The organism is Streptomyces sp. NPDC057565 (assembly GCF_042801455.1).
GTDB lineage: Bacteria > Actinomycetota > Actinomycetes > Streptomycetales > Streptomycetaceae > Streptomyces > Streptomyces yanii.
The window spans coordinates 1-11,760 of record NZ_JBHVFU010000113.1; the positions used below are offsets into that span (position 1 = coordinate 1).

General features: G+C 66.0%; 13 protein-coding genes and 5 pseudogenes. 8 read left to right on the top strand and 10 right to left on the bottom strand.

From position 1 onward, the window contains the following. Nucleotides 1-227: 227 nt before the first annotated feature. Nucleotides 228-1,205 carry an aldo/keto reductase gene (locus ACFU8W_RS50720; protein WP_384052625.1) on the bottom strand — a complete coding sequence of 326 codons (978 nt, stop codon included), beginning with the start codon at nt 1,203-1,205 and terminating at the stop codon, nt 228-230. 92 nt (nt 1,206-1,297) lie between these two features. On the opposite strand from ACFU8W_RS50720, the gene ACFU8W_RS50725 reads away from it, so the two are divergent. After that, on the top strand, nt 1,298-1,888 hold the full coding sequence (locus ACFU8W_RS50725; protein WP_384052626.1) for a TetR family transcriptional regulator: 591 nt from the start codon (nt 1,298-1,300) through the stop codon (nt 1,886-1,888). After that, nucleotides 1,879-2,088: pseudogene (locus ACFU8W_RS50730) on the top strand (transposase); the annotation flags it as partial. The gene ACFU8W_RS50725 and the pseudogene ACFU8W_RS50730, both read left to right, overlap by 10 nt. 461 nt (nt 2,089-2,549) lie before the next feature. On the opposite strand, the gene ACFU8W_RS50735 reads toward ACFU8W_RS50730, so the two are convergent. From ACFU8W_RS50735 to ACFU8W_RS50745, 3 genes are all read right to left on the bottom strand, one after another. After that, the gene (locus ACFU8W_RS50735; RefSeq protein WP_384052627.1) at nt 2,550-3,188 is read right to left on the bottom strand and encodes an SMI1/KNR4 family protein; all 639 of its coding nucleotides are present in this window, start codon (nt 3,186-3,188) and stop codon (nt 2,550-2,552) included. A 155-nt stretch (nt 3,189-3,343) separates the two neighbouring features. Beyond that, complete coding sequence (locus tag ACFU8W_RS50740; protein WP_384052628.1) at nt 3,344-3,874, bottom strand: hypothetical protein; 531 nt, start codon at nt 3,872-3,874, stop codon at nt 3,344-3,346. 351 nt (nt 3,875-4,225) lie between these two features. Continuing rightward, complete coding sequence (locus tag ACFU8W_RS50745; protein WP_384052629.1) at nt 4,226-4,609, bottom strand: peptidase inhibitor family I36 protein; 384 nt, start codon at nt 4,607-4,609, stop codon at nt 4,226-4,228. A gap of 56 nt (nt 4,610-4,665) precedes the next feature. On the opposite strand from ACFU8W_RS50745, the gene ACFU8W_RS50750 reads away from it, so the two are divergent. Beyond that, nucleotides 4,666-5,097 (top strand): hypothetical protein, encoded by a 432-nt coding sequence (locus tag ACFU8W_RS50750; protein WP_384052630.1) that lies wholly within the window; start codon nt 4,666-4,668, stop codon nt 5,095-5,097. Here ACFU8W_RS50750 and ACFU8W_RS50755 read toward each other — a convergent pair. Continuing rightward, a pseudogene (locus ACFU8W_RS50755) lies at nt 5,094-5,346 on the bottom strand (IS110 family transposase); the annotation flags it as partial. The gene ACFU8W_RS50750 and the pseudogene ACFU8W_RS50755 overlap by 4 nt on opposite strands. After that, nucleotides 5,330-5,565: pseudogene (locus ACFU8W_RS50760) on the bottom strand (transposase); the annotation flags it as partial. The pseudogenes ACFU8W_RS50755 and ACFU8W_RS50760, both read right to left, overlap by 17 nt. A 339-nt stretch (nt 5,566-5,904) precedes the next feature. On the opposite strand from ACFU8W_RS50760, the gene ACFU8W_RS50765 reads away from it, so the two are divergent. Continuing rightward, on the top strand, nt 5,905-6,192 hold the full coding sequence (locus ACFU8W_RS50765) for a hypothetical protein (protein ID WP_384052631.1): 288 nt from the start codon (nt 5,905-5,907) through the stop codon (nt 6,190-6,192). A 253-nt stretch (nt 6,193-6,445) separates the two neighbouring features. On the opposite strand, the gene ACFU8W_RS50770 is transcribed toward ACFU8W_RS50765, so the two are convergent. Beyond that, the gene (locus ACFU8W_RS50770) at nt 6,446-6,664 is read right to left on the bottom strand and encodes a hypothetical protein (protein WP_384052632.1); all 219 of its coding nucleotides are present in this window, start codon (nt 6,662-6,664) and stop codon (nt 6,446-6,448) included. Nucleotides 6,665-7,155: 491 nt separating this feature from the next. After that, the gene (locus ACFU8W_RS50775; protein WP_384052633.1) at nt 7,156-7,911 is read right to left on the bottom strand and encodes a transposase family protein; all 756 of its coding nucleotides are present in this window, start codon (nt 7,909-7,911) and stop codon (nt 7,156-7,158) included. A gap of 830 nt (nt 7,912-8,741) precedes the next feature. Between ACFU8W_RS50775 and ACFU8W_RS50780 the strand changes: the two genes are divergently transcribed. Continuing rightward, entirely contained in the window at nt 8,742-9,302 is a 561-nt protein-coding gene (locus ACFU8W_RS50780; protein ID WP_384052634.1) for a hypothetical protein, read from the top strand. Between the two features lie 67 nt (nt 9,303-9,369). On the opposite strand, the gene ACFU8W_RS50785 is transcribed toward ACFU8W_RS50780, so the two are convergent. Further along, on the bottom strand, nt 9,370-9,699 hold the full coding sequence (locus ACFU8W_RS50785) for a hypothetical protein (protein ID WP_384052635.1): 330 nt from the start codon (nt 9,697-9,699) through the stop codon (nt 9,370-9,372). A gap of 90 nt (nt 9,700-9,789) precedes the next feature. Between ACFU8W_RS50785 and ACFU8W_RS50790 the strand changes: the two are divergent. Then, nucleotides 9,790-9,894: pseudogene (locus tag ACFU8W_RS50790) on the top strand (IS5/IS1182 family transposase); the annotation flags it as partial. On the opposite strand, the pseudogene ACFU8W_RS50795 reads toward ACFU8W_RS50790, so the two are convergent. Then, a pseudogene (locus ACFU8W_RS50795) lies at nt 9,883-10,499 on the bottom strand (glycosyltransferase); the annotation flags it as partial. The pseudogenes ACFU8W_RS50790 and ACFU8W_RS50795 overlap by 12 nt on opposite strands. Here ACFU8W_RS50795 and ACFU8W_RS50800 point away from each other — a divergent pair. Further along, on the top strand, nt 10,450-11,076 hold the full coding sequence (locus ACFU8W_RS50800; RefSeq protein ID WP_384052637.1) for a hypothetical protein: 627 nt from the start codon (nt 10,450-10,452) through the stop codon (nt 11,074-11,076). The pseudogene ACFU8W_RS50795 and the gene ACFU8W_RS50800 overlap by 50 nt on opposite strands. Before the next feature lie 96 nt (nt 11,077-11,172). Next, the coding region (locus tag ACFU8W_RS50805; protein ID WP_384052636.1) for a transposase at nt 11,173-11,760 on the top strand (588 nt) is incomplete at its 3' end.

Genomic DNA, 11,760 nt, shown 5'->3' on the forward strand with positions numbered 1-11,760 from the left:
GGCCCTTCCATCATGCCTCCCCACCCGACAACTCACCCGATCCAGGGCCCTGTTCGAAGCGGACCGACCACGCGAGCGGATAGAGAACAGCCAGTGAGACGGTGGCCGGGACCTCGTCGCCGCACCAGCATGCCGATGTGTGCGGAGAGCAGAGACAACACGGCCGGGACCGTTTGCGATCTTGGTTCCGGCCGTGGCGTCGGCGCGGCGGGGGCAACGCCTCGCGGTTAGATCCAGGTGGGCACCTCGGCGTAGCGGGCACCGAAGCCGCCGGTGGGCAGGATCTCGCGGATGGTGGCGAGGTCGGCCTGGGTGAGTGTGACGGCGGCGGCGCCTGCGTTCTCCTCGATGCGGGCGGCGCTGCGGGTGCCGGGGATGGGCACGATGTGCTCGCCCTGGGCGAGCAGCCAGGCCAGGGCCAGCTGGGAGACGGTGACGCCCTTCGACGTGGCCAGGTCGGTGAGCTTGTCGACGGCCTCGACGTTCTTCTCGAAGTTGCCGGGCTGCCAGCGCGGGTCGTGGTTGCGCATGTCGGTCTCGTCGTACTGGCCGGCCGGCTTGGCGGTGCCGGTGATGAAGCCGCGGCCGAGCGGGGAGTAGGCGACGAAGCCGATGCCGAGTTCTTCGAGGAGGGGGAAGAGCTGCTCGACGTCGCGTTCGAAGAGGCTGTACTCGGTCTGCAGGACGGAGACCGGCTGGACGGCGTGCGCCTTTCGGATGGTCTCGGGGCCGGCCTCGCTCAGGCCGAAGTACTTGACCTTACCCGCGTCGATCAGCTCCTTGACGGTTCCCGCAACGTCCTCGATGGGGACATCGGGGTCGACACGGTGCTGGTAGAGGACGTCGATGTGGTCGGTGCCGAGGTAGCGCAGGCTGTTGTCGGTGACCTTGCGAATGTTGTCGGGCCGGCTGTTGAGGCCGAAGCCGGTCGCAGGGTTGGAGAGGTCGAAGCCGAACTTGGTGGCCAGAACCACTTCGTCGCGGAAGTCCTTGACCGCCTTGCCGACCAGGATCTCGTTGGAACCGGTGCCCCAGCCGTAGAGCTCGGCAGTGTCGAAGAAGGTGACGCCCAGGTCATGGGCGCGCCGAATGGCGGCGACGCCCGCCTGCTCGTCGGTGGGGCCGTAGGCCATGGTCAGGCCCATCGAGCCGTAGCCGATCGCCGAGACCGTCAGGCCCTGGCTGCCGAGTGTCCGCTGCTGCATGTCTTCCTCCCAGAGGCAAACCAAACTGTCTGGTTCGACCGTATGGCAGCTCTGCCAGGCAGTCAAACCGAACAGTTTGGTATGCTCGGCGCATGAATCTCCAGACCGGCGCCGACTCCACCCGCGACCGCATCGTCACCGCGGCCACGACCGAATTCGCCCGGCACGGGATCGCCGGTGCACGCATCGACCGCATCGCCAAGGCCGCCAGGACGAGCAAGGAACGCGTCTACGCGTACTTCCGCAGCAAGGAAGACCTCTACCGCTTCGTCTCCGCCCAGGAACTCGCCGTTGTCGCCGAGGCCACCCGGATGGACCCCACCGACCTGCCCGGCTACGCGGGCCGACTCCACGACTACTTCACTGCCCACCCCGAGCGGCACCGCCTGATGGCCTGGGGCCGACTGGAACTCGATCCGAACGGCACCCCGGCCGACGACGACCCGATCCGGCAGACCATCGCCTACAAGACCGGGCAACTGCGCAAGGCCCAGGACGCCGGCCACCTCGACCCCGCCTGGGATCCGCTCGACATCCTCGTCTTCGTTAACCAGATCGCCACGTCCTGGGCCGATCAGGCCGCCCTCGCTGACACCTCTTCTCCCGAGCAGGCTCAGCACCTTGCGGCCCGGCGCGCGGCCATCGTCACCGCCGTCGAGCGCCTCTTCCCGGCGGCGGCCTGAACCGCGGCCGCATCGACGTCGACCAGCTGCGGACCGTGCTGGCCGGCCTGTCGCTGCCGCGTTTCGAGGGCGGACGCCTGGTCCTGGCTGTGGATGTGTCGCCGTGGCTCCGCTCGGATGCGCCGTGCTCAGCCGAGCGGTTGTTCTGCCATGTCTACGGCCGTGCGAAGACGGCGTCGCAATTCATTCCGGTGCGGCCAGGGTGCCAGCTTCTCCGTAGGAGCGGGCGACGGCGAGGTTCTCAGCTGGCGTCAGCGGTGTCCGGTGCAGCACCCGAGCTCTGCCGGTTTTTGTCCTCCGCCGCACTACCCGCCCGCCCCTCAGCGGGTGCTCCCGGTCCGGCTGCGGGGGCTGGGGCTTTATCGACCGGTAGTTGGCGTCACTTGTCGATGGGTTTGGGAGGTGCCCCGATCCACGGGCGGGTGATGTTGATGAGTTTGGGAGGCACGGTGGCTCCCGTGAGCGTGGGGGGCGTGTCACTACTGGTCTACGGCAGGCTTCTGCCCTCACGCTCTGCCGGTCGTGGCTCTTCTGGATCTTGCCTATCCGTGCCAGCCTGAGCGGCCGAGCAGGTGCGCGTGTTCCCGTCGTATCGGGGGCAGCGAAACTTCCCGGGCTGGTACTGGGTGGCTACCTGTGTCGAGCTGGTGGGCTACGAGTCTCAGGCCACTGCCCACGGCTCGGCACGCCAGTCTGACATTTCCTTGTTGAGCCATTCCTCGACGGTTCGCCGCCAAGGGTCAGTGGAGTCACTGTCGGCGACGTCGGCCCAGGTGTCCTCCGCGAGGTCTGGGTCGACGACGAGGCTGTCGAGGTAGACGTCGAAGTCGTCAGCGACCTTGGTGAAGACACCCTTCGCCAGGTATCCGGGGTGAGGGATGCCCTGCACGAAGGCATGGAGCTGGCCATGGGTGGCCGGGTTCAAGTCCAGGAACAAGGTGTCGCCGCCTCCGTTACGGGCGATCGGGAGAAGGCCGGCAAGCGAGACCTCGCTGGCAAGCCACCCGTCACGGCTGCGGCGGTACTCGCCGAGCAAGGTGCCCCAGCCGTATTCGCCCTTGTCGTCGCGGCCGAGCTGGTGGAGGTCGTCGAAGCTCTGGAACGGCTCCGGTTCACACGCCGGCACACGGACCGAGTACGGGAAGCTACCCCCGCTCGCTTCATCCAGGAAGGAGCGATAGGAAGACGGCAGAGGCAGCCCGATCTCCCGTTCGAGATCTTCAAGTTCACCAACCTCGAACGGCCTGAACGGACCAACAACCAGGCGGCCCCGATACCAGCGCGACAACTCCTCAGCCACGCCTAGATTCTCGCACCGAGTAACATCCCCAGATCCACCAAGGTTCTACGTTGCTGGACGTCGAGCTGAGCACGTTCATCCGTACCTGCTTGAACACTCAGAAAGTGTTCAAGCAGGTACGGAGGACGTGCCCAGCCAGCAGCACAAATCAGGCTTCAGGCAGCGTCGAAGCCGCTGCTCGCGAGGGCCTGCAGGTAGGGGTTCCGTCGTGTCACGGGTTGCCTTGAGAAGATCAGAGCGAGAGCGTTCCCCAGGGACTGCTCCACCAGGCTGTCGAACTCGCTCGCTGGGCAGTGCCCTTCTGCGGGGCGGAAGTGCCAGCTTTCCCGGGCGGCGTATCGAGTGCGCAACCCTATGAGTTCCTTGTTCCGAGTGAAGTGCCATTCGCCCTGTCGATCGGACAGTTCGAGCACTGCGAGCTTGTCCTCGCGGAGCGTGACCCTTGCGGCCTGCAGCATCAGGACAAAGTCCAGTACGCAGACAGAGGTCGCGGCGTCGGAGAAGTCGCCATTGCCGATCATGAGGCTGACGTCGACCTTGAAATTGTCCCAAATGAAGGCAGACTGGGTGAGCTCCTCAACCACGATGGGCTCGTGGAAGGCATCGAGCGGGACCCACTCAGGGCCCCACGACTTGTCTCTGGGGCTGGGAACGAAACTGAGTGAAGGCGTTGTGGGTGTGCTCACCGCTCCAGGATGCCGGACGGGATGAAGTGCGCTGCAGGTCAGCCCACGTTGGTGTCGCGAACCAACAGGCGCACGGCGGCGGAGCGCCGACCGTAGCCAGCCGTCCACCGAACAAGGGTTGTGCCGTGTCCCTACCTCACCCGCCGTACCCGCACCAGCCGCCGCCGTCGACCAAGACGCTGAACCCCTTCGCAGTCACCGCGCTGTAGGTACTCCGCTCAAGGGGTGGGCAGCGGCCACCGGACCATGGTTGATACACCGTCACGGTGCGGGCAGTCTGCTCCTCCCACGACACCCGCAGGATCCGTCACCCGGTGCGTCCCGTTGGTGCGCACGATCCTGTGGGGGTGTTCAGCCGCAGTCGTTGCGGTTGATTTTCAGGGAGCGGGTCTGGTTGTTGAGGTTGTAGCCGCGCAGGTCGTGGATGGAGCCGCCACTTTGGGTCACGCAGACCCAGCGGCCGCTGTAGTTCCGCTTCTCGTGGACGCGCGCGGTGCGGTCGGAGTTGTTGGGGACCGAGCTGCCGCGGTCACGGATCGCGGACGGCAGGTCCTTCACGCCACCGTCCACGGCACGCCGTACCCATGGCTGCCCACCGAAGTTGATCTCCGGGTAGATACACACGTAGCCGGACGGGCAGTCGATACCGGCTAGTGCCGTGCCGGTGCTACCGGAGGCGGAAGCGGGAGTGGCCAGTGAGGAGAGGGCCAGGGCGGCGACCGCCGCGGCGCGCATCTGTCTTTGGTCAAGCTGGTCGGGTGTTAGTTCGGGGTGTCTGGAACGGTGTGTCCGTGCATGCTGATGATCAGGTTGGCGAGGGTGTCCCCGCGGAGCTCGCGGTGTTCCTGCGGGGTGCGGTCGACGGCCGCCCGGTGGAGATCGCTCCTTCCGTCTGCGAGGGGTGCGGCGGTCGTGTGTTCTTCGTGCTGGTCAACGCGTCCGGCGCGGAACGGGAGTGTTCGGGCTGCGACAGCCGTGCGTTCATTGCGGACAGCGAGGAGTGCTGGAACGAGGAGTCCTGGGAGGACGACGAGCCCGGTGCGGCCAGCTGCCCGTGCGGGAGCGAGGAGTTCGAGGCTGCGGTCGCGTTCTCGCTCGGCACCGACGGAGCGGTCCGCTGGGTGACCGTGGGCCTGCGGTGCATCAAGGATGGGTTCTGCGGGGTTTATGCCGACTGGAAGATCGACTACGGGCCGACGGATCACCTCTTGACCATGGTCTAGGTCTGCGGAGCGACGGTACGGACAGGCTGGGGTTCGTAGAAGGTTCCGTCGCGGAGCATCGCGAAGAGGACGTCGGTCCGGCGTCTTGTGAGGCACAGCAGGGCCTGGGTGTGGTGCTTGCCCTGTGGGCGATCTTCTTGTCGTAGTAGGCCCGCGATGCCGGGTCGCCGGGGTGTCGAATGCGGAGAGGAAGAAAGCTCGTTGGAGCTGCTTGTTTCCTCTTCTGAATGGCTGTTCGCCGCGGATCGATCATTGTCGCGTCCCGGGCATCCGTTTTCGCCTTGCCGGGGCAGAGGTCGACGATCCGCCGCATCGCGAGACCGGGCAAGTAGGCGACCTGGCAGCCCGCGTCCCGGGCCACAACCAGGGGCAGGGCACCGATCGAGGCAAGCTGGTCCACGATCACCAGGCCGTCCCGAACTTGGTCCGAAGCTTGTCGAGGACGGCCCTCAGCTTCGGGTCGCCGTCAACCGCATCAAGAAGATCAAGGGGCAGCTCTACGGCCGAGCGAATTCGGACTACTTCGCAAGATGATCCTGCTCCAGTGACACTCCGAGACGCCTCCCAAGATCTGCACGGAACCGAGAAGAGGAACATTTGCCGCGGCAAGCATGGGGACGGGGGTCCTTCCAGGTGTCCAGCCGTGGCAGGATGGCCTCATGTTGATCCGAAAGGGCGATGCCGCGTAGGCGTCCCAAGGCCGTCCGCGCAGAGCGGTGGCGGCCACGATGGCAGTATCCGGTCCTGAGGGTCTGCGGTGTCTCCGCGCGGACTCGTGCAGCGATCCGCCAGGTCGAAGACCAAGAGATGTGGCCCAACGCGGTCGCACATGCGCTCTCTCGCTTCGAGTGGGCTTTTAAGCAGCCGGGACGATATCTGAACGCCTCCGAGGCCTATTCGCCCGGGATAGAGGTGGAAGACGCCCGTGATGACCTGGAGCGGGCGATGCTGCACCTTCCTCCCGGAGCCAGACGGGACTTGGGGCGACTGATCACGCGCATCGATGAGGAATTCGAGCGCCGTACCTTGCCGGAACCCAACAACATCGAGTTGGCGATGTTCGGCTGGTGGTGGACCAGAAGGCGGGAACGCTGACGGGCCCGGGCTCGTGCCCCTGCAATCGAACGACACCGCCACCCTCCGTGACGGCCTCCCAAGATCTGTGCCAGAACCGAGAAGTGACGGCACTGATGGTGGTCGCGGACGTGGAAGGACCATGAGCCTGGGGGCGGCTGACTGCCGGGGCGAGCTCTGGTTCAGCAGATATCTGCGTCCACTTGATGTGGCTGAAGAATCTGAACACGCCGCGCCCAGTGAGACTGAGACTGAGACCGGCGCGACTGAGCGGTCACAGGGATGACCTCTTCGATCCGAGGATGATGCCGATCAGCCCGCCGGCAGCTGCGCCGAGCCATGGACCGACGTAGGCGAGAGAGGGGACGTCGACGTTCCAGGCGCGGACGGTCGTGACGATCAGACCGAGCAGGATCGACTGTGCGATCAGGTAGATCAAGATCTTTCGCCGTGCGCTCCAGGCTCGCACGTACTCTACGAAGTTCTGCCTCATCAAGTCCCCCTTACCGCCGGAACGACGTGGACGATGGTAGAGCTCGCAGATCACAGACGGCGCGTCCCTGTTGCGATCCACCGAGTTCGAGGGGCGCCATTCAGCCGCAAGTCAGCGGTTCTTGGCGGGTTCCTCGGTTCGGGCTCGGGTGTTGGCGAGGCGGGACGGTGAACTGTCGATCCCGGCTTCTACGATGCCGGTCATGGCATGGTTTGAGGATCTTCAGCCCCATTCTGGGACACCGGTAGCGACTACGGAGTGCAGCCGCCCCTGACCGGCGGGGTGGTCGGGGAGGCCGAGCGGCTGTTGAACGTCACTCTCCCCGACTCACTGTTGGACCTGCTCCGCAATCAGAACGGTGGCCAGGTCAGCGACTGCCGGAATGCCTTCCCCCCCGCAAGCCGGCTGACCGCATGGAGTGCCGACCACGTTCCGTTCGACAGCGTGATGGGCATCGGTCACCGCGAGCGGACACTGAGCCTTTTCCAACCTCACGTTGACGCGTGATGAAGGACGAGAACGGCCTGGACGATCGCGGTGATTCGGTTGGTGCTGCAGCGGAGCTTCCGCAGGAGGCGCCAGCCCTTCAGTGTGGCCATGGCCTGTTCGCCGAGGCAGCGGATCTTGGCATGCGTGCTGTTGTGCCGGCGCTGCCACCGCTTGAGGTGGCGGCCGCGGAAGGGCACCCGGATGGAGCCGCCGGCACCCTGATACGCCTTGTCGGCCCAGCGCTTGAGGCCGGCCCCGGTGAGCGCGTCGACGATGCTGTGGGCGCGGGCGGCGGTCAGGTCGTGAGTGGAACCGGGCAGGGCGGGCGAGGCCCACAGCAGCCTCCCAAAGGGATCGGTGAGGACCTGGACGTTCATGCCGTGACGCTTATGTTTGCCCGAGTAGTACGGGGTGTCAGCGGCGATCCGGCCGATCGGCAGCAGGGTGCCGTCCAGAATCACGAACGACTTGGTCCGCGCGATGTGCATCACCTCGGCCAGGGCGGGCGCGAGGCTGGCCAGCACCTCGACGGCCTCGCGTATGTAGCGGTACACGGTCGCGATGCCGATACCGAAACCTGCGGCAAGCTGGGCGTACGTGTCACCGCACCGCAGATGGGCCAGGGCGAGGAGTGCCTGACGGCCAGCGGTCAGACGCCGCCATCGGGTCCCGATCTCCCCTCGCCGCGCAGCGAGCCGTTCGGTCAGGCACCGCAGGGAGCGACCGGACAGGTCGATCGAGGACGGGTAGACAAGCACGCGAAGCTCCTGGTGGCTGCGGGCGATCTTGGTCGTGAACCCGTCTACCAGGAGCTTCGTCGTTCCGCAGATCCGTCCAACACGCGGCCAGCGCAGTCAGGTTGGAAAAGGCTCACCGAGTGCTCCGGAGTGCAGTTGTCCCTCAACTCCCGTGACCTGAACTGTGAACGAGCCGATGGCCACATGCTCTACGTCTGCGTGGGGCAGAGCGATGTTGAACGGGCGGAATGGCTGGCTTCGCAAGTTGGCCTGCACGTGCTGGGAGCGCCAGTGCAATCGATCTAGCTCAGCCACGCTGCTGCGGTGAATGCGCCTTTCGTCGGGCTGGCGCCCCGATCGTCGGACTGGCGCCCCGAGGGGGACGCCGGCCTCAGCCATGCTGGGCCCGGCCGTTCTCCGGCCGGTCGGGCCAATGCCCGTCCTCGTCGTCCACCGAGGCTCGGAGAAACCATCGGTCCCGGATCGAATACGGGTCGAGGTCCGTAGTGCCGCCGCGCCTGTCGGGGGCACACCGTTCAGCGGGACCCGAGCCCCTACGCTATCGCCCTGCCGCCGGCCAAAGGCCAGGACAACCACCCGATCGTGGTGGAGCCAAAAGAACTCGGAACTGGGGGCGCGAACCACCCCTTGAGCGCCCCAACCTGCCAGGACTGAGGCCAAAAGAACGAGGCGCGACGAGAAGCCGGATACCGGGCCCGCAGCAGCACGGTCTGTGTTGGCCGGCCTCGCACCGAAGAGCGGGCCCGCTCCGCCCGGGGGGCCTGGGCGTGACCCGGCGAGGGCCGGATATTCGATCCGATGGGTCGAGGGGCCCTGTCAGACTGCGGGCCATGAGTAATTCGTATGCTCAAGCAGTGTTCAGGACCCCGGACCTGGGCAAGGCCCTTGAAGTAGCCCACCAGTTGCTTGCACTCGCTGAGACCTCGGGGATGGATGTCACGTTCCTGGCTAGGGTCCACGCCTCGCAGGCGTTGGAGGAGCTGAGTGAGATTCTCACCGAATTGAGTTGGTGGTCGGAGAGCGCTGATCGCCCAGCCTCGTCAGATGACAGCGATGACCCGGCCGGCCACCTGCCCGTTCGGGTCAAGTCGTTCTGCCAGGAACCAGACACCGTGGATGCGTTCTTGGCCGCGGTTGGGAATGGCGCCTCGGTGGTGTGCTGGGACTTTTCAAGCTGGCCGGAGGCGCCGGAGGTTGGTCTTGGCATTGGTGGGGAGCGGGGTGCCTACGTGTCGCTATGCGTCAATGCGCGTGATCTGTACCTGGATGAACCGTCGGATGACCACACGGTCTATGTCCACGTGAAGCAGGTCGAGGCCGAACGCGCCCCGTGGCTCGCAGCGCAGGTCGGACTGCATGTATTCGGCGAGCTGGTGATGGCTGACGACTGAACCTGCCTGCCGTAGGGCGGCCATTCCTGAGAAGACCGACAGCCAGGCCACCCGCCTGCGCAAAGGCTCATGCGGCGGACGGCCGCCGGGCTTCGACGAAGAGCGGTACAAGAAGCGGATCACTGTCGAACGCGCGATCAACCGGCTGAAGCTCCGGGAACCGCTCCAGCAGGCGTACGCGCTCGGCGGCGTCGGCGAGCGACCGGTCGGCATACCAAAGATCGCGTACAGACTCCGCATAGAAGTCCAGGTCGGCTTCCCGCCCCGGCGCGTCCGCCCGTAGGCTCACGAACAGCGGCGCCATGCGTTCGGCGCAGGCGGCGACATACAGGCGGATCGCCTCACCGTTCCCGTCACGAAGTGCCTCCGCGACGGCCCCCTCCACCAGCGTCTCCACGTCCCACCCTCATCCCGTTCGAACAGATCGACAGGCTACACAGCGGGCTGACGGCTGCAGCTTGACGAGTGAGGACCCTGAGGTGTCTGGATAGTCCCGTTCACCGGGCTGAGTCCGCGCCGCTTCGGCAAGCTGCTGACCACGCTGCGGCGCGACGGAGCCGGTGTGGTTCACCGGGGCCGGCCGGGCACACTCGGCCATCGCCCTGCGTTGCTGTGAGTCCGTCAGCAGCGCTGCCACGGCTGCACACAGCCGCTCGGCGGTCACGTCACCCACCAGCGTGACGGCGGCACCGTTGGTCGCCAAGTGCTCAGCTATGTAGGCCTGTTCGTTCCCGGCAGACGTGGCGAGGGATGACAACGGCGGTCTTGCCGAGCGCGGTCAGCTCGGCGATCGTCCCGGCGCCGCTGCGGGAGATCACCACATCGGCCAGGGCGAGCACGTCGGGGAGCTCGGTGCCGACGTACCAGGTGAGGTAGTAGCGCGCCGCGCTTTGTGCGGGCAACTGTGCCGTGTACTGGCGCAGGCCCTCGACGTCGTCCGGGCCGCACTGGTGAATCACGTTGGCGTGGTTGAGCAGCCACGGCAGCGCGTTGCGCACCACGACGCTGTTGATCTGCTGCGTCTCCTGGGCGCCGCCGGTGACGTAGACGGTCGGCAGCCGCTGGTCGAAGCCGTGCCAGTTCAGAGTCTCGATCGCCTTGTCGGCCTGCCCCGTGAACACCTCGCTCGGGCCGGACCGGGTTTGCGGTGACCACCGTCGAGGCGCGTACCGCTTCCGACAGGTGCGGCACGGTTGACTACCCTGACATGGAAGTGGTCCAGTACCGCTCCAACCAGGAACCGCGAGTGATCGCTACGGACAGGATGGCCAGCAAATATGGTTTGGACTCTGTTCCGTTCTGGGGCACAAAGATCAACAAGACCTGGACGGACGGGCGGGCGGTGTGTAGAGGGATGCTGATGCGGGAGGCTGAACAACCAGCTGTTCCTGGGATGCGCCGTGTACTCGGTCGGATCGGTCGATGCCTCCTGACGTATCTGCTCCTGCACACCACGGCGTGGGTGATCATCGCGCTTTTGGTTCCGTGGGAAGACTCCATCGCGCAAGTCGTTAGGATCAGCCTCGGAATGCTCGCCCTCGTCGGCCTTCCCACGCTTCTTCTCGCGATCCTGGCGGGCTTGGGGCACAGAAAGATGGTGCCGGGGCGGTTTCGGGGGGCACTGGTAGCTCCGATGCTGGTGTTCATCTGGCCGTGTCTGGCCGCCAGCACGGCCGAACCACTGGTGTTCGAACTCATGGTCCAGCTCGCGTTCACCTGCTACCTGATGCCAGTACCGCTCGTGCCCGAGAAATGGGTGGGGGAGACCTACTAGCCTCGCCGTTTCACTTGGGTACGGCTGACTTTGGGGCAGAAACGCGAAAGTGCCTTCCTGACCTGGAACGATGAACCTTGCTGAGGGGTTCTGTCGATCCAGGCGGAGGGCACTTTCTACGTGCAGGCTATCGGGTTGCGTCCCAAGGTTCATGTCAGTGCCGATGGTTCGGGGGTGGTCGGGCATGCCGGGGCACGGTTGCTGGCGGATCTTGCTGATGCCACCGGGCTGACCACCGCGTACTCCACCGCTCTCAGACCACTTCGGCCGCGCGGGACCGGGCATGATCCGGGCCGGATCGCCACCGATCTCGCGGTGATGCTCGCCGACGGCGGTGAGGCGATCGCGGATCTGGCCGTGCTGCGGGACCAAGGCGAGGTGTTCGGCCCGGTCGCCTCCACGCCCACGGCTTGGCGGTTGCTCGCCGACACGGACGAGGTTGCACTCGCTTCGCTGCGAGCGGCCCGCGCTTCAGCCCGGGAAGTCGCCTGGATACAGGCCGCCGAGACCGGCGAGGGCATACCTGCCGCTCGGGCCGGCGGACGAGAACTTCCCGGCCTGGTTCTGGACCTCGACGCCACGCTGGTCGCCTGCCACTCGGAAAAGGAACAGGCCGCCCCGACCTATAAGGGCGGCTTCGGCTTCCATCCGCTGCTGTGTTTCCTCGCGAACACCGGCGAGGCC

Coding starts and splice junctions, on each gene's coding strand:
- ACFU8W_RS50720 (WP_384052625.1), bottom strand. CDS start 1,205: ATGCAGCAGCGGACACTCGGCAGCCAGGGCCTGACGGTCTCGGCGATC.
- ACFU8W_RS50725 (WP_384052626.1), top strand. CDS start 1,298: ATGAATCTCCAGACCGGCGCCGACTCCACCCGCGACCGCATCGTCACC.
- ACFU8W_RS50745 (WP_384052629.1), bottom strand. CDS start 4,609: ATGCGCGCCGCGGCGGTCGCCGCCCTGGCCCTCTCCTCACTGGCCACT.
- ACFU8W_RS50765 (WP_384052631.1), top strand. CDS start 5,905: ATGTGGCCCAACGCGGTCGCACATGCGCTCTCTCGCTTCGAGTGGGCT.
- ACFU8W_RS50770 (WP_384052632.1), bottom strand. CDS start 6,664: ATGAGGCAGAACTTCGTAGAGTACGTGCGAGCCTGGAGCGCACGGCGA.
- ACFU8W_RS50780 (WP_384052634.1), top strand. CDS start 8,742: ATGAGTAATTCGTATGCTCAAGCAGTGTTCAGGACCCCGGACCTGGGC.